Annotated in this window: 22 protein-coding genes and 2 tRNA genes; 13 read left to right on the top strand and 11 right to left on the bottom strand. The window is 68.8% G+C overall.

Annotated features, from left to right (window positions below):
• The first annotated feature begins 56 nt into the window (after positions 1–56).
• The 4 genes from ACWPKK_RS26285 to ACWPKK_RS26270 are packed head-to-tail and all read left to right on the top strand — an operon-like array spanning position 57 to position 4,699.
• A complete protein-coding gene (locus tag ACWPKK_RS26285) occupies positions 57–1,022 on the top strand; it encodes a GDP-L-fucose synthase family protein (protein ID WP_452010310.1) in 966 nt (321 codons plus the stop codon).
• A 7-nt stretch (positions 1,023–1,029) separates the two neighbouring features.
• Positions 1,030–2,310, top strand: a complete 1,281-nt coding sequence (locus ACWPKK_RS26280; RefSeq protein WP_452010307.1) for a glycosyltransferase family 4 protein — start codon at positions 1,030–1,032, stop codon at positions 2,308–2,310.
• Positions 2,307–3,548, top strand: a complete 1,242-nt coding sequence (locus ACWPKK_RS26275) for a glycosyltransferase family 4 protein (protein ID WP_149222994.1) — start codon at positions 2,307–2,309, stop codon at positions 3,546–3,548. Before ACWPKK_RS26280 ends, ACWPKK_RS26275 begins: the two co-directional genes overlap by 4 nt.
• A 2-nt stretch (positions 3,549–3,550) precedes the next feature.
• A complete protein-coding gene (locus tag ACWPKK_RS26270; protein WP_452010304.1) occupies positions 3,551–4,699 on the top strand; it encodes a glycosyltransferase family 4 protein in 1,149 nt (382 codons plus the stop codon).
• A gap of 181 nt (positions 4,700–4,880) precedes the next feature.
• Here ACWPKK_RS26270 and ACWPKK_RS26265 read toward each other — a convergent pair whose 3' ends face one another.
• Complete coding sequence (locus ACWPKK_RS26265) at positions 4,881–5,360, bottom strand: Lrp/AsnC family transcriptional regulator (RefSeq protein ID WP_452010302.1); 480 nt, start codon at positions 5,358–5,360, stop codon at positions 4,881–4,883.
• A gap of 136 nt (positions 5,361–5,496) precedes the next feature.
• Here ACWPKK_RS26265 and hppD point away from each other — a divergent pair, with 136 nt between their 5' ends.
• On the top strand, positions 5,497–6,570 hold the full coding sequence (gene hppD / locus ACWPKK_RS26260; RefSeq protein WP_452010299.1) for a 4-hydroxyphenylpyruvate dioxygenase: 1,074 nt from the start codon (positions 5,497–5,499) through the stop codon (positions 6,568–6,570).
• A 157-nt stretch (positions 6,571–6,727) separates the two neighbouring features.
• Here the strand turns inward: hppD and ACWPKK_RS26255 are convergent, their stop codons facing one another.
• The gene (locus ACWPKK_RS26255; RefSeq protein ID WP_452010296.1) at positions 6,728–7,903 is read right to left on the bottom strand and encodes an AI-2E family transporter; all 1,176 of its coding nucleotides are present in this window, start codon (positions 7,901–7,903) and stop codon (positions 6,728–6,730) included.
• A gap of 423 nt (positions 7,904–8,326) precedes the next feature.
• Between ACWPKK_RS26255 and ACWPKK_RS26250 the strand changes: the two genes are divergently transcribed.
• Positions 8,327–11,476 (top strand): carbohydrate-binding domain-containing protein, encoded by a 3,150-nt coding sequence (locus ACWPKK_RS26250; RefSeq protein ID WP_452010293.1) that lies wholly within the window; start codon positions 8,327–8,329, stop codon positions 11,474–11,476.
• A gap of 307 nt (positions 11,477–11,783) precedes the next feature.
• Positions 11,784–12,515: a phytochelatin synthase family protein gene (locus ACWPKK_RS26245; protein ID WP_452010290.1), complete on the top strand. Its 732-nt coding sequence runs from the start codon at positions 11,784–11,786 to the stop codon at positions 12,513–12,515.
• A 6-nt stretch (positions 12,516–12,521) separates the two neighbouring features.
• Here the strand turns inward: ACWPKK_RS26245 and ACWPKK_RS26240 are convergent, their stop codons facing one another.
• Positions 12,522–12,935, bottom strand: a complete 414-nt coding sequence (locus ACWPKK_RS26240; RefSeq protein ID WP_452010287.1) for a hypothetical protein — start codon at positions 12,933–12,935, stop codon at positions 12,522–12,524.
• Positions 12,936–13,056: 121 nt separating this feature from the next.
• Here ACWPKK_RS26240 and ACWPKK_RS26235 point away from each other — a divergent pair, with 121 nt between their 5' ends.
• The gene (locus ACWPKK_RS26235) at positions 13,057–13,626 is read left to right on the top strand and encodes a DUF3305 domain-containing protein (protein WP_452010285.1); all 570 of its coding nucleotides are present in this window, start codon (positions 13,057–13,059) and stop codon (positions 13,624–13,626) included.
• Entirely contained in the window at positions 13,619–14,248 is a 630-nt protein-coding gene (locus tag ACWPKK_RS26230; RefSeq protein WP_452010282.1) for a DUF3306 domain-containing protein, read from the top strand. The genes ACWPKK_RS26235 and ACWPKK_RS26230 overlap by 8 nt, the downstream gene beginning before the upstream one ends.
• A gap of 107 nt (positions 14,249–14,355) precedes the next feature.
• On the opposite strand, the gene ACWPKK_RS26225 is transcribed toward ACWPKK_RS26230, so the two are convergent.
• From ACWPKK_RS26225 to ACWPKK_RS26215, 3 genes are all read right to left on the bottom strand, one after another.
• Positions 14,356–15,102 (bottom strand): glucose 1-dehydrogenase, encoded by a 747-nt coding sequence (locus ACWPKK_RS26225; protein ID WP_324865238.1) that lies wholly within the window; start codon positions 15,100–15,102, stop codon positions 14,356–14,358.
• Between the two features lie 190 nt (positions 15,103–15,292).
• Positions 15,293–15,369: transfer RNA gene (locus tag ACWPKK_RS26220), tRNA-Asp, on the bottom strand.
• A 4-nt stretch (positions 15,370–15,373) separates the two neighbouring features.
• Positions 15,374–15,449, bottom strand: a tRNA-Asn gene (locus ACWPKK_RS26215).
• A 217-nt stretch (positions 15,450–15,666) separates the two neighbouring features.
• Here ACWPKK_RS26215 and ACWPKK_RS26210 point away from each other — a divergent pair.
• On the top strand, positions 15,667–16,245 hold the full coding sequence (locus ACWPKK_RS26210; protein ID WP_452010280.1) for a hypothetical protein: 579 nt from the start codon (positions 15,667–15,669) through the stop codon (positions 16,243–16,245).
• A gap of 40 nt (positions 16,246–16,285) precedes the next feature.
• Here the strand turns inward: ACWPKK_RS26210 and ACWPKK_RS26205 are convergent, their stop codons facing one another.
• The 4 genes from ACWPKK_RS26205 to exbB form a co-directional block, all read right to left on the bottom strand.
• Positions 16,286–17,563 (bottom strand): PepSY-associated TM helix domain-containing protein, encoded by a 1,278-nt coding sequence (locus ACWPKK_RS26205; protein WP_452010277.1) that lies wholly within the window; start codon positions 17,561–17,563, stop codon positions 16,286–16,288.
• Positions 17,564–17,716: 153 nt separating this feature from the next.
• Positions 17,717–18,589, bottom strand: a complete 873-nt coding sequence (locus ACWPKK_RS26200; protein WP_452010275.1) for an energy transducer TonB — start codon at positions 18,587–18,589, stop codon at positions 17,717–17,719.
• Positions 18,586–19,017, bottom strand: a complete 432-nt coding sequence (gene exbD / locus ACWPKK_RS26195; protein WP_324868959.1) for a TonB system transport protein ExbD — start codon at positions 19,015–19,017, stop codon at positions 18,586–18,588. Before exbD ends, ACWPKK_RS26200 begins: the two co-directional genes overlap by 4 nt.
• A gap of 5 nt (positions 19,018–19,022) precedes the next feature.
• A complete protein-coding gene (exbB, locus tag ACWPKK_RS26190; RefSeq protein ID WP_452010272.1) occupies positions 19,023–19,973 on the bottom strand; it encodes a tonB-system energizer ExbB in 951 nt (316 codons plus the stop codon).
• 392 nt (positions 19,974–20,365) lie between these two features.
• Here exbB and ACWPKK_RS26185 point away from each other — a divergent pair, with 392 nt between their 5' ends.
• From ACWPKK_RS26185 to ACWPKK_RS26175, 3 genes are all read left to right on the top strand, one after another.
• Complete coding sequence (locus tag ACWPKK_RS26185) at positions 20,366–20,620, top strand: hypothetical protein (RefSeq protein WP_324868961.1); 255 nt, start codon at positions 20,366–20,368, stop codon at positions 20,618–20,620.
• Between the two features lie 70 nt (positions 20,621–20,690).
• Positions 20,691–21,491, top strand: coding sequence for an SDR family NAD(P)-dependent oxidoreductase (locus ACWPKK_RS26180; protein ID WP_452010269.1), 801 nt, complete (start codon positions 20,691–20,693; stop codon positions 21,489–21,491).
• Positions 21,488–21,940 (top strand): nuclear transport factor 2 family protein, encoded by a 453-nt coding sequence (locus ACWPKK_RS26175; RefSeq protein ID WP_452010266.1) that lies wholly within the window; start codon positions 21,488–21,490, stop codon positions 21,938–21,940. Before ACWPKK_RS26180 ends, ACWPKK_RS26175 begins: the two co-directional genes overlap by 4 nt.
• Here ACWPKK_RS26175 and ACWPKK_RS26170 read toward each other — a convergent pair.
• Entirely contained in the window at positions 21,903–22,430 is a 528-nt protein-coding gene (locus ACWPKK_RS26170) for a DUF3833 domain-containing protein (RefSeq protein ID WP_452010264.1), read from the bottom strand. The genes ACWPKK_RS26175 and ACWPKK_RS26170 overlap by 38 nt on opposite strands.
• Between the last annotated feature and the right edge of the window lie 12 nt (positions 22,431–22,442).

The raw sequence follows: 22,442 nt of genomic DNA, 5'->3' as shown, positions 1-22,442 counted from the left end.
GGGGAGGGTCGGGGTGGGGGCAAGTGCTCGCACAAGATCTTAAGGAGACGGCCCGCATGGACCGCAACAGCCGTATCTTCGTCGCCGGCCACCGGGGACTCGTCGGGTCCGCCATTCTGCGGCGGCTGACCGAGGCCGGGCACACCGACCTGGTGATCCGCGACCGGTCGCAGCTCGACCTGACCGACCAGGCGGCGGTGCGCGCCTTCTTCGACCGCGAGGGGATCGAGCATGTGATCCTGGCCGCGGCGAAGGTGGGCGGCATCCTCGCCAACGACCGCTTCGGCGGCGACTTCATCCGCGACAACCTGCTGATCCAGAACAACGTCATCGACGCCGCCTGGCGCGCCGGCGTGAAAAAGCTGCTGTTCCTGGGCTCCTCCTGCCTCTACCCGAAGCATGCCGAGCAGCCGATCAAGGAGGAGGCGCTGCTGTCCGGCCCGATGGAGCCGAGCAACAAGCCCTACGCCGTCGCCAAGATCGCCGGCATCACCATGTGCCAGGCCTACCGGCGCCAGTACGGCTTCAACGCCATCTGCGCCATGCCGTCCAACCTGTACGGGCCCGGCGATCATTTCGATCCGGAGACCTCGCACGCGCTGCCGGGCATGATCCGCCGCTTCCACGATGCCAAGCTGGCGGGCGACCCGACGGTGACGCTGTGGGGCACGGGCACGCCGCGGCGCGAGTTCCTCTATGTCGACGACATGGCGGACGCCTGCCTGCACCTGATGGACCATTACGACAGCGAGGAGATCATCAATGTCGGCCCCGGCGACGACATCGCCATTGCCGACCTCGCGGCGCTGATCCGCGACACCGTCGGCTACACCGGCACGCTGACCCACGACCTGAGCAAGCCCGACGGCCATCCGCGCAAGCTGATGGACGTGTCGCGCCTGTTCGCCACCGGCTGGCGCCCCAAGGTGTCGCTGGAGGAGGGGCTGCGCCGCACCTACGACTGGTTCCTGGAGAACGCCGCTCCGGACCGTCGCCAAGCCCCGAAGCAGGCTGCGGAGTAAAGCCCCGATGCCGGACGATTCCATCCATCTGCGGGAGCCGGTCATCGACCGGCCGTCCAGCTCGCTTTCCCTGTCGGACGTGCCCGTGCCGGAAGAGCTGCTGCTGGTGGCGCAGAGCTATTGGCCGGAGCCGGCCGGCAGCGCGCCGATGATGACCGACCTCGCCACCGCCTTCGCGGCGGCCGGGGCCGAAACGACCGTGCTGACCGCGCGGCCCAACTATCCCGGCAACAAGGTGTATGACGGCTACGCCGACGGGGCGCAGGACAGCAAGACGGTGGACGGCGTGCTGATCGAGCGCCTGCCCACCATCCCGCCGGCCGGCGGCGGCATGAAGGCCCGCCTGATCCACGAGGGCGTGCTGCATGCCGGTTTCGCCGCGGCACTCGCCCGCGGCAGGGTCGGGCGGCATGACGCGGTGCTGTCGCTCTGCCCGTCGATCCTGTCGGTGGCCATCGCCGACCGCCTGACCACGCCGGGCGGCCGCCACGTCGCCATCGTCCACGACATCCAGTCCGGCCTCGCCGGCGCGCTGGGGATGGGCGGCAAGGCGGCGGTCAAGGCGATCCGCGCCATGGAGCGCACGGCGCTGAACCGCGCCGACGCCATCGTCGTCCTGTCGGAGCCGATGCGCGGCGTGCTGGAGGAACTGGGCGTCACCAGGCCGATCCATGTGATCCCACCCCATGTCGATGCCGACGCCGTCCATCCGCTGCCGCGCCCCGACCAGCCGCCGACCGCGCTCTACAGCGGCGCCTTCGCCCGCAAGCAGGGGCTGGAGCAGGTGCTGGACATGGCCGGCCATCTGGCGGAGCTGATGCCGCAGGCCCGCGTCAAGATGCGCGGGCAGGGCGGGTTGGAGGAGGAGCTGAAGTCGCGCGCCCGCGCCATGGGGCTCGCCAACGTGATCTTCCAGCCGCTGGCGCCCAAGGACCAGTTGAACGAAGCGATGGCGGAGGGCGACGTCCATCTCGTGCCCCAGCGGCCCGAAGGAGCGGCCTTCGCCATGCCCGGCAAGGCTGTGACCATCCTCGCCGCCGGCCGGCCTTTCGTCAGCACCTGCCTGCCGGGTTCGGCGCTCGCCACGCTGGAGGCGCAGGTCGGCGCCTTCCTGTGCACGCCGCCGGAGGAGCCGCGCGCGATGGCGGAGGCGGTGGCAGCATTGCTGTCCGATTCCGCCCGCGCAACCGCCATGGGCCGCCGCGGCCGCGCCTGGGTGGAAGCGAACGCCACCCGTGCCGTGGCGCTCGACCGATACGCCCGTCTTCTGTTGGGAGAGGCAGCATGAAGAAGCCCGCGCTGGTCTTCAGTTGGGAGATGTTCGGCCCCTACCACATGGACCGGCTGGAAGCCGTCGGTCGCCGCCTGGGCCATGTCTATGACGTGATCGGGCTGGAGGTCGGGTCGAAATCGCACACCTACGCCTGGGACTCGACCGGAACGGGCCAGAACTTCCGCAAGATCACCCTGTTCCCCGGCCAGTCGAAGGCCGACCTGTCGAAGGCCGCGGTCTACCGCGCCCTGCTGCGCGAATGCCGGCGCGTCGACGCGCGCTTCGTCTTCCTGTGCCATTACGAGGATCCGGACGTCTTCGCGCTTGCCCTGACCATGCGGCTGACGGGGCGCAAGGTCATCAACATGAATGCGTCCAAATACGACGACAAGCCGCGCATCCTGTGGCGAGAGATGGTCAAGAGCGTCTTCTACTCCCCCTATCAGGCGGGGATCGGCGGCAGCCACCGCACGGTGGATTACTTCCGCCTGTTGGGACTCCCGAAAGACAGACTCTATATCGGGTACGACACGCTGTCCCTGGACCGCATCCGGCGGCTGTCCGGGATGGAGCCGGCCCCTGGCGGAGTACCCTTCGCCGACCGCCACTTCACCATCATCGCGCGCTTCGTCCCGAAGAAGAACTTGTTCCGGGCGGTCGAAGCCTACGACATTTACCGGCGGCTGGCCGGTCCGGCCGCCCGTCCGCTCCACCTCTGCGGGTCCGGTCCCCTGGAGGCGGATCTGCGGGCCGAGGTGACCCGGCGCGGGCTGGACGGATCGATCATCTTCCGCGGTTTCCTGCAGGAGAAGGGGATCGCCGAAACGCTGGGGTCCACGCTGTGCCTGCTTCTGCCGTCCTTGGAGGAGCAGTTCGGTCTGGTGGTGAACGAGGCATTGGCCATGGGGGTTCCGACCATCCTGTCCGATCAGTGCGGCGCCCGCGACGTGCTGATCCGCAGCGGCCTGAACGGCCACATCGTGGAGCCGGACAACCCCGAGGGGCTGGCGCGCTACATGCTGTCGGTCGCGGGGGATGAGGATGAATGGCGCCGTCTGAGCCTGAACGGGCGGCCTTTCCAGGCCTTGGCCGATGCCAGCTTCTTCGCCCAGTCGGTGGAGAAGGCCGTGGTGGCGCTGGGCGGCCCGAAGGCGGAGCGCAGCGCGGACACGGAGTATGCGTCCGACTATTCCGCCGACCCGGAGGGTGGCCAGCATGGCCGGTCCGCCGGAGCGGCACTGACCGGGAGTTGACGATGGAACGGAACGCGCGCACCCATGTGGTCGTCTCGGGACGGCTGCCGCCGCCGGTGGACGGGATGAGCCGGGTGACCGCCCTGGTGCTGGAACGTCTCCAGGACCGCATGCGGGGGCGCGGCCGTGTCGAAGTGGCCGACCTGTCGCCGGGATGGAACGGCGGCGGTGCCGCCTACCACCTGCGCAAGATGGCGCGGGTGTTCGGGACCATGGGGCGGCTGGCCGCCGGGCTGAGCAAGGCCGACCGGCGCTTCTACATGCCGGTCGATTCGGGTTGGGGTGCGCTTTACACCGCGGCGCTTGCCGGCACCGCGCGCCTGTTCGGCTACGAGCGGGTGCTGCACCACCATTCCTTCGCCACCATCAGCAAGCCGACCTGGCGGATGCGGCTGCTGACCCGGGTGGCCGGCGCCGACTGCACCCATGTGCTGCTGTGCCCGGCGATGCAGATGCGGTTCCAGTCGATCTATCCGGCGGCGCGCAGCTGCATGACCATGTCCAACGCCATCTTCTCCGTCCCAGACGCGATCCCGCGCCCGCGGCGCGACGGCCCGCTGCGCATCGGCCACCTGTCGAACCTGTGCAGCGAGAAGGGGTTGGACACGCTGTTCGCCCTGCTGCGCGCCCTGCAGCTGGACGGGGTGGACGCCAAGCTGGTGCTGGCCGGCCCCGGCCTGAAGCCCAAGGACAATGCGATGATCGCCGCCGGGCTGATGGCCTTCGACGGGGCGGTCGAGTATCACGGCCCGGTCCATGGTGAGGCCAAGGAGGCGTTCTACCGCGACATCGACGTCTTCGTCTTCCCGACCCGCTACCGCAACGAGGCGCAGCCGCTGGTCCTGTTCGAGGCGATGGCGGCCGGCGTGCCGGTCGTGGCCTATGAGCGCGGCTGCATCGGTTCCGACATCCCGGCCGACGGGCTGGTCCCGCAGGATGCCGACTTCGTGAAAGCGGCGTTGCCGATCCTGGCGGCCTGGGCCGACGACCGCGAGGCTCTGGCCGTCGCGTCCGCCCAGACGCTGACCCGCGCACGGGTGGCTTACGAGACCAGCCGCACCGGCCTGGACCTGCTGCTCGACCGCATCGCCGGCCCGCACCCCGCGACCGCCGCCGCCGCCGTGCCGACCAAGCGCCGGGTGGCGGGGTAGCTCCCTCTCCCCCCCGGGGAGAGGGTCGGGGTGAGGGGGATGCACCGCGTGCCTTCCCGAGAATCCTCGCCGCGCGTCCCCCTCACCCTAACCCTCTCCCCACTTTCGGCGGACCAATGGTCCGCCTGTCGCGTCAGCGCAAACGAAGTTTGCGCGTGAGCGGGGGGAGAGGGGATTTTTGCTAAGCCCCCGGCGCTCCCAGCGGCAGCGCCGTCTCGAACTTGATCTCCTTCAGGGCGAAGTTGGAGCGGATGCGGACCTGGAAGGGCAGCTGGAAGACGAACTCCTCCAGGAAGCGGTTGTAGTCGGCGATCGCCCGCACCGCGACCCGCAGCAGATAGTCGGCATCGCCCGACACCGCATAGCATTCCAGCACCTCCGGCCGCTTGCGCACCGCGTCGATGAAGACGGCGGCGGTCTCGGCCGAATGGTGGTCGAGCGTCACATGGGCGAACACGCACTCCCCCACCGACGCCGCCTTCGGATCGACCAGCGCCGTGTAGCGGCGGATCACCCCTGTCTCCTCCAGCGAGCGCAATCGGCGCCAGCAGGAGGAGGGGGAGGTGCCGACCCGGTCGGCAAGCTCCTGCACGGTCAGGCGCGAATCCTCCTGCAGGGCGATCAGGATTTTGACGTCGATTTCCGATAGGGAGGCAGGCAACGGACGGTTTCTCCGAATGGGCGCCGTTCAGCGAAAAATCCTGCCAAAATCATAGGTGTGCCCGCCCCACTTTGAAAGCTATTTCCACCAGCAGTCCGGCATACTGATCGCATAACGAACCAAGGGAGAGGCGATCATGGCCGACATGTGGGAAAACCCGATGAAGACCGACGGCTTCGAGTTCATCGAATTCACCGCGCCGGACACCGTGGCGCTGGGCCGCCTGTTCGAACAACTGGGCTTCTCGGCAATCGCCCGCCACCGGTCCAAGGACGTGACGCTCTATCGCCAGGGCGACGTGAACTTCATCGTCAATGCCGAGCCGTCGGGCTTCCCACGCAATTTCGCCGCCCAGCACGGCCCGTCGATCTGCGCCATCGCCTTCCGCGTCGCCGACGCCGCCTTCGCCTACCGCCGTGCGGTGGACCTCGGCGCCTGGGGCGTCGAGAACCGGGTCGGCGCGATGGAGTTGAACATCCCCGCCATCAAGGGCATCGGCGATTCGCTGATCTACCTCGTCGACCGCTATGGCGAGCGCGGCAGCATCTATGAGGTCGATTTCGTGCCGCTGCCGGGTGTGGACCAGCATCCGAAGGGCGCCGGCCTGACCTACATCGACCACCTGACCCACAACGTCCACACTGGGCGGATGGAGGAGTGGGCCGGCTTCTACACCCGCCTGTTCGGCTTCCGCGAGATCCGCTACTTCGACATCGAAGGCAAGCTGACCGGCCTGCGGTCGAAGGCGATGACCAGCCCCTGCGGCAAGATCCGCATCCCGATCAACGAGTCCGCCGACAACAAGTCGCAGATCGTCGAATATCTGCGCGACTACAAGGGCGAAGGCATCCAGCACGTGGCGCTGGGCACCAACGACATCGTCCACACGGTGGAGGCGATGCGCGGCCTGGGCACCCCGTTCCAGGACACGCCCGACACCTATTACGAGCGCATCGACGCCCGCGTGCCTGGCCACAACCAGGATCTGAAGCGGCTCCAGGCCAACCGCATCCTGGTCGACGGCGCGCCGACCGAGGGCCAGGGCCTGCTGCTGCAGATCTTCACCCAGAACGTCATCGGCCCGATCTTCTTCGAGATCATCCAGCGCATCGGCAACGAGGGCTTCGGCGAAGGCAACTTCAAGGCGCTGTTCGAATCCATCGAGCTCGACCAGATCCGCCGCGGAGTGCTGAACGAGAACGCCGCCTGATCATCGGGGCAGGTTCGACAGCCAGGGTTCCGAACGCCGTCCGGTCGCAAGGCCGGGCGGCGTTTCCGCTTTGGGGCGCACTTGAATTAAATTTCCATAATGATAGTTATGCATTTTCGGTGCGCCCTCAAGGCCGGCGCCTTCGCGCCGGTCCGGGTCACTCCGCCCGTGTGTGGGCGTCGAAGCGTTCGCGGTCGCTCTTGTCGCTCATGAAGATGGCGAAGGGGCGCAGCGCGTCGGCGTGGTTCAGGGTGATGGCGATCAGCACCGCCATCGGGGCCGCCAGCAGCGCGCCGGCGGCTCCCCACAGCCAGCTCCACAGCAGAAGCGCGATCATCACCACCAGCGGCGAGATCGCCAGCTGCTTGCCCTGCATGTGCGGCGCCACGAAGTTGCCCATCACCTGCTCGATCACCAGCAGGCCGGCGGCGACCGCCGTCGCTGTGCCGGCATCCTTGGTCGCGACGGTCAGCAGGACCGGCAAGGCTCCGGCCACCACCGATCCCACCACCGGCACATAGTTCAGCAGAAAGGCCAGCAGGCCCCACAGCAGGACCAGATCCACCCCGAACAGCGACAGCCAGCCGATATAGAGTGCAGCGGTGATCAGCCCCAGCACGCTGCTGACCACCAGATAGCGGCGGAACTGCTGGGCGATGGCGGCCACCGCCTCCACGGCGGTCTGGCAGCGCTCGCGGCCCAGCGTCATGACGATCTTTTCGCGCCAGATCGGCGCCTCCAGTTGCATCAGCAGGGCGAGGAAGACGGTCAGCACCAGAATGGAGGCCGTCTGGCCGGCCGATGACAGGGCCGCCTTGGCGAAGCCGGTGATCGGGTCGACCGGCACCTCGCCGCTGGCCTGCTGGCCGCTCCCCTGCCCGGCCGCCGGCCCCAGATCGGCCTTGGCGCCCTGGATCCACTGGTTGACCTTCGCCCACAGCTTGCCCAGCGCCTCGGCATATTGCGGGAAATCCTCCGCCACGCGCTGTGCCACCAGCGCCATGCCGCCGAAGAAGGCGGCCAGGATGCCCAGGATCAGCAGCATCGATGCGGCCAGTCCCAGCCAGGACAGGCGCCGCGGCACCCGCTCGCGCACCCAGCGGCTGACCGGGGCGACGGCGACGGCGACGAAGAAGGCCGAGATGACCGGGATCAGGATCGAGGCTGCCGCCTGCAGCAGCCAGAGTACCGCCACCCCGGCCAGGATGCCGAGCAGCCAGAGGGCGAGGTTGACGCGGTCGATGCGCCCCCTGCCCTGCCGCTGCCCGTCATCCCCCTGGCCGTCATCCCCCTGCCCGTCATCCCAGCGCCCGCCATCCGTTCCGCTGTCCACGCTCTCCGCCTCCGCATGCCGCATCCTGCGTCGCCGGGGACGCTCGTTCTAGACGCAGTTCCGGGCCTTTCGGTTCCATTCGCCCGACAGGGTGCCTCCCGCGGGAGGTGATCCCGTCACGCCAAGTCGGCGGTCCGAAAAAGTGGCTTTTGAGCTTATTTCGCAACGCCTCCGGCAAATACAGACAGTCAGGCTCAAGGTGGCTGGGAAAAATCTGCCGATCGACTGCTCCGGGTTTCGCCTGAAGGTGGAAGTTTCGTTTTTGGCTGATTCATGACGAAGGAGTGATGCCCGTTTTTTGTCTCATTCATGCCACGGGAAACCACCTCATTCATAATTTCCTAACCATAAGTGTTAGTACCCGATTAAGGCTAACAGACGAGCCTGCGGAACAAGGCGATACCCATAAAGCGGAGTTCCAAAATGGCTACCACCAACACCGACGGCACGATCCAGGTCACCTTCGCGGTCAATGCCTGGGGCACCGTGGCCGGCGGGAAATGGCCGCATTTCCAACTGCTTGTCGATGGCAAGGTCATCGGCGACGCCACCGTCGCCTCCGCCTCCCAGTCGCGTTACGTCTTCACCGCTAACGTGCCGGCCGACAAGGCGCACGCCCTCCAGTTGGTCTACGACAACGACGACACGGTTAACGGCGTCGACCGCAACCTGTTCGTCAAGTCCTTCGAGGTCAACGGCAAGACCATCCTCGCCATCGACCCCTCGGTGAAATACGACACCGGCAAGGTCGACGGGCTGAGCGTCATCGCCGGGCAGAGCGAGATGTACTGGCCGGGCGCGCTGAACGTCGCGCTGCCCGCCACGCTGTTCTCGACGGCCCCGGTCGATACCGGCACCGACACCGAGACCATGACCACGACCATCAAGGTGAAGGCCTACGGCATCAACGCCGGCGGCCAGGCCCCGCATTTCAAGCTGCTGATCGACGGCGAGGTGGTGGGCGACGCCTGGGTCAACGCGACCTCGGCCACCGACTACACCTTCACCGCCAAGGTGGACCCCAACGAGGCCCACAAGATCCAGGTCTGGTACGACAACGACGCGACCGTGAACGGCGTCGACCGCAACCTGTACGTCAAGTCGATCAACATCGACGGCAAGACCATTTCCGCCACCTCCGACATGGCCTCCTACGACAAGGGCCCGGTCGACGGCAAGTTCGTGGTCGCCGGCCAGGAAGGCCTGTTCTGGGGCGGCGCCCTGTCCTTCGGCGTGCCGGAGGAGTATTTCGGCGGCGCCTATGTCCCGCCGCCCCCGCCGACCCCGACCAAGCCGGTCGACATCGTCGTCAACGCCTACGGCAACTCGGCCGGCGGACAGGCGGCGCATTTCAAGCTGCTGGTCGACGGGCAGGTGATCGGCGACGCCAAGGCCACCTCCACCACCGCGGGCTACAAGTTCACCGCCGACATCGATCCGACCAAGGCCCACACGGTCCAGGTCTGGTACGACAACGACGCGACCGTGAACGGCGTCGATCGCAACCTGTTCGTCAAGTCGGTGGTCATCAACGGCAAAACCGTCCCCGTCACCGACAGCATCGTCACCTATGACAAGGGTGCGGTCGACGGCAAGGACGTGGTCAAGGGCCAGGAAGGCCTGTATTGGGGCGGCGCCCTGAACATCAAGGCCGGTGCCGAGATGTTCGGCGACACCCCCGCTCCGCAGAACCCCGTCCCGACCCCGCCGACCAAGCCGGCCTTCTACGTCGCGACCAACGGCAAGGATTCCTGGTCCGGCAAGCTGTCGGCTCCGAACGCCGACGGCACCGACGGTCCCTTCGCCTCGCTGGAGAAGGCGCAGGCCGCCATGCGGGCCAGCTCGACCGTCGACACCACCTATGTCCGCGAGGGCACCTACCACCTGACCAAGACGCTGGAGCTGACCTCGCTCGACAACGGGCACAGCTTCCAGAACTATCCCGGCGAAAAGCCGGTGCTGAGCGGCGGCGAGGTGGTGAAGGGCTTCACCAGCGAGGGCAACGGCCTCTATTCGGCCAAGCTCGGCACCGCCAGCAACCTGGACCTGATCGTCGGCGACGTGCGCCAGCATCTGGCGGAGAAGTACGCCTATGACGCCGCCGACGTCACCAGCGGCTGGAAGTTCGCCGATGCCGCCTCGGGGGGCCCCAGCGGCTGGTACATCCGCTCCCATGGGACCGAGGTGACCGCGTCCGACATCCAGCCGGGCACGATGATCCAGGTGATGGACGCGGAGCGGCTGGGCGACACCCTGACCAGCATCGAAAGCTTCAACGCCGCCACCCGCATGATCAAGCTGAAGAACGGCGCCTCGCTGCCGTTTGCGGAAGGCACCACCTACAAGCTGCTGAACAACGCATCCTACGTCGATCAGGCGGGCGAGTTCGCCTGGCGCGCGTCGGACGGCAAGCTGTTGTACAAGGCCGCCAGCTCCGGCTTCGCATCGACCGGCGTGGAAGTGCCGCGGCTCGGCACGCTGATCAAGCTGACCGGCGCCAGCGACGTCACCCTCGACGGGCTGACCTTCAAGAACACCACCACCGGCGGCGACGCCCTGCTGCTGACCAATGCCGACGGCAACCACATCAGCGACAACAGCTTCCTGAACGTCGGCACGGCGATCCGGCTCAGCTCGGGCTCGTCGAACAACCAGATCGCTCACAACACGCTGAACCACCTGGCGGAAAACGGCATCGAGATGGACGGCCGCAGCAACGGCAACACCATCTACGCCAACAGCATCAGCAACATCGGCGAGGTGCGCAAGGCGGTTTCCGGCATCTTCGGCACCGGCGTCGACAACAACGTCATCTCCAACAACGACATCGACCACAGCGCCCGCTACGGCATCTCGTTCAAGGATTACGGCGGCAGCACCAACACGGCGAACCACAACAACGTCATCCAGTACAACAACGTCTCCTACACCGGGCTGGAGACCGCCGATGGCGGCGCCATCGAGATCCTCGGCCGGTCCAGCACCAACACCGGCCTGATCATCCAGGGCAACCGGATCGAGCACGCCAACGGGCTCGCCACCAGCGCCCAGGACAGCTGGATGTACGGCCAGAAGGGCTTCGGCATCTATCTGGACGACATGGCCGGCGGCGTCACCGTCAAGGACAACTTCATCAAGGATGCCGACTGGGCCTCGGTGCAGATCCATGGCGGCGACAACAACGTGGTGACCAACAACTTCTCGGTCATCGCCAGCAACAAGGAAGACTTCATCCGCATCGAATGGCAGCCGGTGCACGGCACGGCCGGCGACCCGCACAACAACACGATCACCAAGAACGTGGTGATGGGAACCCTGCCGCTGGACGACTACACCGAACTGCTGAGCGCCAACGACTTCGTCATCGACCAGAACCTGGTTTACAACGTGCCGAAGTACGGCGACCACGACGTCAGCGCCAAGCCGATGTTCACCAACGCCTATTGGGGCGACTACTCGCTGCAGGCGTCCTCGCCGGCCTTCGCGATGGGCATCCACGACCTCGCCTGGGCGAAGATGGGCGTCGACGGCACGGCGGCCGCCGGGATGGAGCAGTTCTGGGACGGCGTCTGATCGCACGATCCCGGATGGCGGCACCGGAGGCTGATCCCTCTGGTGCGCCGATCCCGGCGATGGGCGGAGTCCGGTGGGCGGAGCCTGCCCTGCTCGACGGTGTCGGGCAGGACGGGTTCCGCCCTTCGGCGTTCGTCCATCCGCGTTTCCGGCATGGCACATTGCCCCGGCTTGGCTCCAGCCTTGCCGCGCACCATATGCGGATTCCCGATCGAGACCGGACGGACAGAGACCGTTTCCATTGATGATGCAGATGAGCAGGATTGCGGGGACAGCAGGCGGGGCAGCAGGCGGGAGGGTGGCGGCGATGGTGGCCGGCCTCCTGATGTGCATCGCCGGCCCGGCGCCGGCCTTGGCGCAGGAAGACCAGAAGCCGAAATTCGGCCCCGACGCGGTGCCGATCACCCGCGCCGCCGACCATCTCCGCAGCGCCCCTGCGCCCGATTACTGGGCGCTCAGCCCCTTTTACGTGCCGCAGACGACCAGCGCCTCCTGTTCGCTGGCCAGCGTGACGATGATGCTGAACGCCCTGCGCGGGTTGCCGGCACAGGCGTCGGAGCGGCTTGTGACCGGCCGGCAACTGCTCGACCGTCTGGACGACGACCATTGGCGCGCCGCCACCGCCGAGGATGGCGAGGGCGTCTCCTTCGGCGAACTGGAGCGCTATGTCCGCCGCAGCCTCGCCGCCTACGGCATCGACGCGGAGGTGGAGGTCTGGCGCCCGCGCGACGCCTCCCCCGCCACGCTGGCGGAACTGCGCCGCATCCTGACCGAGAACGAGCGCAGCGCCGACGACATCATCCTGCTGGCCTTCGACCAGGGGACGCTAACCGGCGACATCGGCGTCGGCCATATCGCGCCGCTGGGGGCCTATGATCCGGCGACGCGGCGTGCGCTGGTGATGGACCCCGACCGGCTGTGGTACGTGCCCTATTGGACCGGCGACGCCCGGCTGCTGGATGCCATGCTGAAGCCGGACCGTGCCGATCCGGAGGGCAGCGGCCTGATCCGCGTCCGTGCCCGCCGGGTGTCGGGATAGGCGGCGTTACTTCACTTCCTGGCTGGTGAGGTCGGAGGGATTCTGCGAGCGTGTCGGCTCGTTCGGCTGGTCGGGCTCGCTCGCCCACTGGTTCGGGCGGGGAACCGGCGTGCCGTTCAGGTCGGGCGGCGCCCGGCGGACCTCGGCGAGCGCCTGCTGCAGCTCCCCGCTGCCGGTGGCGGCGGAACTGGTCGGGTTGGGCGGCTTGTTGCCCTGCTGGCTGGGGAGCGGGTCCTGGCTCTGCTGGACATTGCCGTCGCGGGCGAGCGCGTCGCCGGCCGACTCCTTCGATCCGGATTCGACCGGCTGGGTCGGTTGCTGCTGAGCCGGTTCATGCTGGGCCGGCTGCTGGGCCGTGGCGGCCAGCGGTAGGCCGGCGAGAAGGCTGGACAGCAGCAGGGCGGCGGCGAACTTGCGCATGGCGCATCCTTGGGTTCGGGGGCTTTGATCTGGGGCTTTCGAGAGCCCGGCGGCACCAATCGCCCGCCGGCGCGTTGTACCGGGGACGGAGTCCGCCTCCAGCCCATCAGGAACACCGCCCATGCCCACCGAGTTCCCACCCGCGCCCGCCTTGCCCGCAACTCACCCGGCCTCCTCGCCCGACCGCGCCGAACGGCGGACGGTCGGCGTCGTGGTGGAGCGGCGGCGCGTCGACAATCCCTGGATCGAAGCGCGCTGGCAACCGGTCCTGCTGGTCCCGCCCGAGCCCGACCGGCCGGATTGGAGCGTGGTGGCGGAGGGGCCGGACTGGACGCGCCACTACGCCGGCACCGCCGAGATCGCCCTGTTCCCGACCGAAGCGGAGAACTACAAGCACAACCTCGACGGCGGCAACCCCTGCGCCTACGTCATCCTGCGGCCGGGCGGTCCGGCACCGGGGATGCAGTTGCTGGCAGTCACCGTGGACCCCGGCGAGATCGACGCCCATGCCGAGGCTGGCGACGACGTGATCGAGCCGCTGGCGCTGCCGATCCCGCTGCTCCTGTGGATGGACGGCTTCGTCGCCCGGCATTATGTCGAACGCCCCTTCCACAAGCGCAAACGCGACCGCGCCGACACCGAAGCCCTGGCCCGGCACGGCAGGAGGACGGAGCGGCCTCGGCATGGCTGACCCCACAGGCGCGGATGAAGGCTTCCTCGGCCGCTGGTCGCGGCTGAAGCGGGAAACGCGGACGGAAGAGGTGCCGGTCGAGGTGCCGATCCAGCCGATGGTGCCGGGGCAGGTGGACGAATCCTCGGTCGCGGTTCCGGCGGAGATCGCGGCTGCCCCTCCGGCGGCGGAGGAGGCGCCTGACCTGTCCGACCTTCCCCCGCTCGACAGCCTGGACGGCGGCAGCGACTACACCGGCTTCCTGCGCCGCGACGTGCCGGAGGAATTGCGCCGCCAAGCCCTGCGCAAGGCCTGGGCCAGCGACCCGGCCATCGCCGGCTTCCGCGGCTTCGCCGAATATGACTGGGACTACAACGCCCCCGGCTATGGCGCCCTGCGGCCCACCGACGACATCGCCCGCCTGCTCGACGCCGTGCTGCCCGACGAGAAGCGGGAGGAGGACCTGGTTGAAGAGGACGAGGTGGTGGTTGCTGACGCTCCAACCGAGGGGGATTCGGCTGACGCCGACGTGCCTGTCGACACCACTTGCCCCCACCCCAACCCTCCCCCGCTGGGCGATTGCAGAATACACACACCTTGCAACGCAGCGGTAATCCCCTCTCCCCCCCGGGGAGAGGGTTAGGGTGAGGGGGGAGCACCTCGGGATTTACCCAGCGGTCCCGCCATGCATCCCCCTCACCCCGACCCTCTCCCCAGGGGGGAGAGGGGGAAGTCAGTTGGGAACTTCCCTCACACGCACCGCCCGCCATCCACCTCCAGGCACACGCCGGTCAGGAAATCCGCCTCGTCGGAACAGAGGTAGAGCGCAGAGTTGGCGATGTCGTCGGGCGTCGACAGCCGGCCGAGCGGGATGCTGCGCAGGAACTGTTCGCGGCGCTCGGGCGTGTCCTGCCCCATGAAGCGGTGGAGCATGCCGGTCTCGCCCGCCACGGGGGCGATGGCGCAGACGCGGATGCGGTCGGGGGCCAGTTCGGCGGCCATCGACTTGGTCAGGGTGATGACCGCCCCCTTGGAACCGTTGTACCAGGTCAGGTTCGGCCGCGGCCGCAGACCGGCGGTGGAGGCGATGTTCAGGATCACGCCGCCGCCCTGGGCGCGGAATACCGGCACGGCATGGAGGGCGCCGTGATAGATCGACTTCACGTTGACGGCATAGATGCGGTCGAAGGTGGCCTCGTCCACCTCCAGCATCGAGCCGTAGCGGTGGGTGTAGCCGGCATTGTTGACCAGGATGTCGAGCCGCCCGAACTCGCCGATCGCCGTGGAGACGATCGCCCCGTAATCCTCCCCCACCGCAACGTCGGCGCGCACGGCGAGCGCCGTCTCGCCCAGGCTGTCGGCCACCCGGCCGGCCGCCGCCTCGTCCAGGTCGGCGACGATGACGCGGGCGCCTTCGGCGGCGAAGCGTCGGGCGATGCCCTCGCCGAAGCCCGATCCGCCACCGGTGATGACGGCGACTTTCCCTGACAAACGCATGAGCGGTTCCTCCCCGGCAATTCGCGTTCCCAAAAGCGCGCGGCCGTTGGGCGCGCGGACTCCGTACAACAGGGAACCGGCGCTTTCGGCCGCATCGTGAACACGGCGAAGAACGCATGATAGCGCGAAGCCGCCCGGTGGGGCAGTCGCCATCATCCGCTACATCGATTTGGAGAGATATAGGAGAGAATGGCGCGAGTGACGGGACTTGAACCCGCGGCCTCCGGCGTGACAGGCCGGCGCTCTAACCAACTGAGCTACACCCGCGCGATGGCTCCCGGTGCTGGACTCGAACCAGCGACAAGCGGATTAACAGTCCGCTGCTCTACCAACTGAGCTAACCGGGAACAGAGGCCGCCTTATAAAAGCGCTGGCGGATCCTGGCAAGCGGAAAAATGCAAAGCTCCGCATTTTTTCCGGAGAAGGCCGGTTTCGCGCCATTTGCCTGTGACAACGCACACCCGGCGCAGCCATGGGTTGCCCTCGTCCAGGCTTGCTCTTGACAGTTCGGGCCTTCTCAGGCTTTTTCTCGCGCTCCCCTTCCCACCATTGCCGCAGGCCCCGATGTCCGAGGTCGTTCCCTTCGCCGCCGCCCGCGAGGCGCTGCTCGCGCGCCTGACCGAACAGCTTCCGCCCTCGTCGGAATGGGCGGGCCGGCTGATGCTGATGCCGGACGGACGACGGGTGGAGCCGATGCCGGCGGCGGACGCGGTTGCATCGCTGCGCGCCTTCCGCGCCGGGTTGGGCGAGGCGATCGGTGCTGCCGCCTGCTCGGTCGGCGGCGTCTGGGTCAGCCGGGAGGATTGCCTGGACTGGGATGGGCTGCTGGCGCCGCTGGCGGTCGCCGCCGCCTATGTGGTGGGCCGCACCCAGTCGGCGGGTGGTTTCGCCGCCGAACTGTTCCGCTGCAAGGACGCGCTGGCCGGCTGGGGCGTGCGCGGCCTGCGCGGCGACCCGGCGGTGGCGCGCGCCGCCGGCTATGCCGTGGTGTCGGTCAGCCGCCGCCCCGACGACCAGGAGATCGTGTTGGACCGGGTGATGGACACCTTCGCCTTCGTCATGCGCAGCCAGGGCGAACCCACGGTGACCGCCGCGGACATGGACCGCCGGCTGGTGAAGCGGGCGGTGCCGCTCCGTCGGTGACGGACGGGGGTATCGTCGCCGACGCCCCCCTCGATAACCGTCACCCCGCCGTGGCGAGCTCCGCTGCGCGCTCCGCGTTCTTGGCCCGGCGGGCCTTGCGCTTCAGCCACCACATCAGCGTGCCGGTGACGGCGAACAGCGGCGGCAGGACGCCGGACAGGAAGACTGCCCATTTCCACAGCGGCCCCAGCCCTTCGCCGGCATGCAGCGGGCGCTGCCATGCGATCACCGTCTCGCCTGCGCTGTAGGTTGCGGGATCGCGCACTTCGGCGACACGGGCGGCCCAGGGATCGATGAAGACCGTCGCGGCCGGCGCGCCGTGCGCCTGACCGGCCGGGGCAAGCCCGATCCGATAGGCTTGGTCCGGCCGTGCCGGCGGCGAGACGGACCGCAGTTCGGCGCCCGGCAGGGCCTCCCGCGCCAGGGCGACCGCGCGGTCGACGTCGATGGGGGTGGCGCCCTTCACCGGCTGGACCGTCACGGCGGCGCGCAGGTCGCGGGCTGGCAGGACCGACGACACCCCCGCTCCCAAGGTTTGCGGAAAGGCGAGATAGACGCCGGAGAAGGTGACGACGATGAAGATCACCAGCGACCAGATGCCGACCGCGCCGTGAAGGTCGCGGTGCAGGCGGACACCGCGGGCGCCGGCCTTCACGGTGAAGGCGGCCTTCCAGCGGCCGGGCCGCGGCCACCACAGCACCAGACCGCTGACGCCCAGCACCAGCATCGCGACGCCTAGCCAGCCGACGATCTCGCGCCCGCTGCGGTCGCGGATCAGCAGGTTGCCGTGCAGGATGTGAACCGTGCGCAGGAAGCCGCCGGACGCCTGGGCCGGATTGGCATCCCCGACCACGGCAAGCGACACCGGATCGATGCCGAGCATTCCCATCGGCCCCTGCGGCGGCCCACCCTGGGGAGCGCCGCCCTGGGGAGCGCCTCCTGGGGCACCACCTTGCGGTGCGCCCTGCTGCCCGCCCCGTTCACCTCCCCGTTCTCCACCGCGCGCCGCGACCAGACGGACGACCGCCGGACGGCCCGGCTCCTCGGGCAGGATCAGGGATCCGGGCTGGGTGCCGGCCGGAGCGGCGGCGCGGGCAGCGGCCAGGATCGCCGACACCGGCTGCATCGGCCCGTCGGCCATCGCCTGGGCGGGCGTGTCGCCGGTCAGCGCGCGAAGCTCGTCCTCTACCACCAGGATGGAACCGGTGATGCCGAGAAGGACCAGCGGAAGGCAGAGGATCAGGCCGACCCACAGGTGAATGTTCTGAAGCGTGAGGTACCACAGGCGCTGGCTGCGCGGCTTGCTGGCGTTGGCCATGGCGACGACCTTGAGGGAGATGGCGGGCGGGGAAAAGATGCCGGGACCGGCCCGTCGACAAGGGAGCGTCGACAAGGGAGCAGCCCCGGCAGTTTGCGAGCTACGCGGGCACGCGCACCTCAAAGACCAGTCACTCTGACCGTGGAAAGCGGCCTATCGGATGAAGAACTGGACCGGAACGACCAGCTCGATGCGGTCCTGAGCCATCTCCTCCGGCGGGGCCGGCAGCGGCGAGGCGCGGCGGACCATCTCCACCGTCTCTTCGTCCAGCACGCCGTGGCCGGAACTGCGGTCGAGCTGGACCGACAGCACGCGCCCCTCGCGGTCGATGGTGAAGCGGACCTGGGCGACCCCTTCCTGCCGGCGGGCCTGGGCGGAGCGCGGGTAGCGCTTGTGCCGTTCCAGATGGCCGAGCACGCGGCCCTGCCAGGTCGGCACCGCCCGGCTGGGGGCGGCCGACGGCGCCGGGGCCGCGGGGACAGGTGCCGCGGCCGGAGCCGGCGGGGCGGCGGCGGGCGCGGGCTGCGCCTGCTGGACCGGCTGGGCCACCGGGCGGGGCGGCGGCTTCGGCTTCTCCGGTTTGGGCTTCGGCGCTTCCTTCTTCACCTCGGGCTTGGGCTTCGGCGGTTCGGGCGGCGGCTTGGGCAGCACCACCTCCGGCTCCACCACGGGCGGCGGTTCCGGCGGCGGGGGCGGCTCCTCGACAACCGGTTCGGGTTCCGGCGGCGGCGGTTCGGGAAGCGGTTCGATGACCGGCTCGGGCATCGGCTCCGGCAGGGGGATGTCGATGGCCGGGGCAGGTTCCGGCGGCGCGACCGGCAGCGGAGCCAGTTCCAGCAGCACGGCCGGCGGTTCCGCTTCCGACGGCGTGATCGGCACATGCCACGCCACCATCGCGACGCCGGCCGCGGCATGGACGCCCAGCGCCAGCAGCAGGCTGCCGCCCCAGCGGGCGAAGCCGCGGGCCGGACGCTCGCCGCCATCAGCGGACCAGTCCGCCGCACCGTAATCGGACGCCGCACTCATGGGGCGGGGGCCGTTTCCAGGCCGACGAGGCCGATCTTCAGGTAACCGGCGCCGCGCAGGCTGTTCATCACCTCGGTCAGCGCGCCGTAATCCACCGTCTTGTCGGCGCGCAGGAAGACGCGCTGGCTCTTGTCGCCATGGGTGGCGGCGTCGAGCGCGGCACCCAGCGACTCCTTGGTTGTCGGAGTCTCGCCGAGCGACAGGGTCTTGTCGGCCTGGATGGTCAGGAACAGCGGCTTGTCCGGACGCGGCGTCGGCGTGGCGGTGGAGGCCGGCAGGTCCACCGGCACGTCCACCGTCGCGAGCGGCGCGGCCACCATGAAGATGATCAGAAGGACGAGAACGACGTCGATGAAGGGCGTGACGTTGATCTCATGAGTTTCGGTCAGTTCGTCGTCGTTGCTGCCGGAGCCGAGGCGCGCACCCATCGCCGTTACTCCGCCGCGCGGGAATTGCCGTGGGCCTGCGCGGCATGACCCTGTGCACGGGGCAGCGCATGGCGGTCGATGTCGCGGCTCAGCAGGCGCAGCACCGCCGCCGACGCGTCGGTCAGCTGGGCCTTGTGGCCGCCGATGGCGCGGGTGCAGGCGTTGTAGACCACCACCGCCGGAATGGCGGCGACGAGGCCGATGGCGGTCGCCAGCAGCGCCTCGGCGATGCCGGGCGCCACCACGGCGAGGTTGGTGGTCTGCGCCTTCGAGATGCCGATGAAGCTGGTCATGATGCCCCACACCGTGCCGAACAGGCCGATGAAGGGACCGGTCGAACCGATGGTGGCGAGGATGCCGGTGCCGCGCGCCATGCGCCGGCCGGCCGCCGCCTCGATCCGCTCCAGCCGCGAGGCGGCTCGGTCCATCAGGCCGTCGCGCGACGGCGCATCGGCAGACAGGTGGGTCTCGGCGATCACCGCGCGGACCAGCGCCGCCGCCGTGCCCTGGCTGAAGCCGACCCGCTCCGCCGCCTGGGACAGCGACCGCGCTTCCTCCAGCATCTCCAGGGCGGCGCGCGCCTTGCGCTTGGCCGAGGACAACTCGACCGCCTTGGCGATGGCGATGGTCCAGGTGACGACGGAGGCGAGCGCCAGACCCACCATCACCGCCTGAACGACCGGGCTGGCGGCGATGAACATGCCCCAGGGCGACAGGTCGTGCGGAAGAGTGGCCAACGCGGCGGCCGCGTCCGCGGCACCCTGGGCGGCGGGAGCCATGCCCTGCGCCACATCCGGCACCGTGCCCTGCACCGCACCCTGCACCGTCGGCGCGGCGGGCGCGACGGTGGCGGGTGCGGCAGCCTGCTGCGCGCGGGCGGCGGCGCCGGCCATCAACGTCCCGGCGCCGGTAAGGACGGCAGCCAGAACAGGACGGTGGCGAAACGATGTCGGCATGGCGGTCCAACTCCCCTCGACGCGTGTCCGGCACGCGCGATGCAAAAACCCGATGACACTCCAGAGCAAAGCCCCCACCGCGGTTATAGTGCGAATGAGTCGCACTCGCACGGAAAATCGACCTCCGCGGCACGCGATCGGGTCATTTTTTGCGGGAATATCAAACAGCTCGACTGCCGCGCCGTTTGCCTTGCGAACTGTGCAAGACCAGGAAAACGGTGAAGACTCGATACTGCGACTAAGTCTCAATACCACCAAACAGCCACCCTGTCGCGGGGAATCTCGCATTCTTCCCGGCAGGCGAGGCCGACCGAAATGATCCTCCGCCGCGCAACAATCAGGCGCCGCCCGCGGTTGAACCGGCAGTGGCCACAGTCCCGAGGAGGAAGCCGATGAACCGCGTTTCGGTTGTGGAGGAAAAGGGCAGCTTCCGGCTGGTCGCCTGCGACGGCCGTTTCGCCGTCGTGGAGGCGCGGGCCGGACAGGTCTTCGGCATGCCGCAGGACCGCGACGGCGGCCGCGATGGTGCCGCCGACGGCCCCGAGGGCATCGAATCGGTCGCCCAATGGACCGGCGAGGACGAGGCGCGGGCGCTGATGCGCGACCTGTCACAGCGCGGCGACCAGCTGGCCCGCCGCATCTGGTAGGGCCGAGATCGGGTGATCCGCCAAGACCATGGCTGCGTAGGGGGCAGCGGGAAAAGCTGCGGAGCGCACCATGCACGGCGAGGAAAACGGCCAAAAGGCCGATCCGAATGGCGGGGCACCGCCAACACAGCCACTCACCTGGATCACCGGCGCCAGCAGCGGCATCGGCCGGGCGCTGGCGATCCATCTCGCCAATGCGGGCGAGCGGGTGGCGCTGTCCGCCCGCAACACCGAGGATCTGGCCGCAACCGCCCAATTGTCGGCGGAGCGCATGCGGATCTTCCCGCTGGACGTCACCGACCGCAAGGCGACCGCCGCCGCCGTTGCAGCCATCGAACGCTGGCTGGGTCCGATCGACCGGGCGGTGCTGAACGCCGGCACCCACACCCCGATGTCGCTGGAGGACTTCTCGGCCGATACCGCCCGCCGGCTGATGAAGGTCAACTATATGGGCGTCGTCCATGGGCTGGAGGCGCTGCTGCCGCGGATGCGCGCCCGTGGCCGCGGGCATGTGGCGGTGGTCGCCTCCGTCGCCGGATACCGCGGCCTGCCGACCGCCGCGGCCTATGGCCCGACCAAGGCGGCGCTGATCAACCTGTGCGAATCGCTGAAGCCCGACTGCGACCGCGCCGGCATCCGGCTTCAACTGGTCTGCCCCGGCTTCGTCGACACGCCGCTGACCGCCCGCAACGGCTTTCCCATGCCGGACCTGATGCCGGTTGAGGATGCGGCGCGGGAACTGGCCGACGGGCTGGAGGGCGGCGGCTTCGAAATCGCCTTCCCCACGCGCTTCACCCGCAAGCTGAAGCTGGCGCGCCTGCTTCCCTATCGGGCCTACTTCCCGCTGGTCCGCAAGGTTACGGGGGCATGATGGCAGTGAACGAATCGAGGGCACGCGGGCTCGACGCCTGGGCCGATTTCTTCGAGACGCTGAGCCACGGCACGCTCGACCGGCTGAGCGCGCTGACGGTGCCGGAGGTGCGCTTCCGCGATCCCTTCAACGACGCCCGCGGGCGCGACGCGGTGCGCGCGGCCCTGCTCCACACGCTGAACGGCTGCCGGGATCTGCGCTTCACCGTCACGCACCGGCTGCCCGCCGATGATCTGGCGATCCTGCGCTGGCGGTTCGAAGCGACGGTGACCGGCATCGGCCGGATGGATGTCGTCGGCACCAGCGAGGTCCGGCAGGCTCCCGACGGCCGGGTGACCGAGCATATCGACCATTGGGATTCCGGCGAACATGTCTACCTGCGCCTGCCGGTGCTGGGCGCGCCGCTCCGCCTCATTCGGCGGCGGCTGGGGGCGGCACCGCCGCGTTGACGGCACCCGGCCGGATCATCCGCCCTTCCGGCAGGAAGAACAGGCTGACGGTGCCGATCCACAATCCCCAGCGATAGACGTTGGCCCGGTTGATCAGCGCGTCGCCCGGCTGCAGCCACATCCAGTCGTCGAACCGCACGCGCCAGCGTCCGCCGCCGACCTTCAGCGCCATCTCGTAGGTCCAGTTCAGGGCGTTGCCGGCCGACCGGCCGACCGCCTTGCCGATCACATCGTCGGCCTGCCCCTCGTACCGGCCCTCCCCGGTCCTGGCGATGCGCCAGACCCGGCGGTCGGTCTCGCCGTCGGCATAGTCGAACCGTTCGTCCAGCGTCAGCTCCCGCCCGTCCCAATGCCCGTCGATGACGACGGTGAAGCTGCGGCGCAAGGTGCCGAACCGGTCCTCGAACAGGCCCCAGGCATGGGTGCGGCCGGCGAAATACCGCTCGATCCGGAATTCCGGACCCGTCCCGGCGAAATCCTCGACCTTCATCGCGGGAGGCCT

This window comes from Azospirillum largimobile, from assembly GCF_977007025.2.
This window is presented reverse-complemented; position numbering and strand designations above follow the sequence as displayed.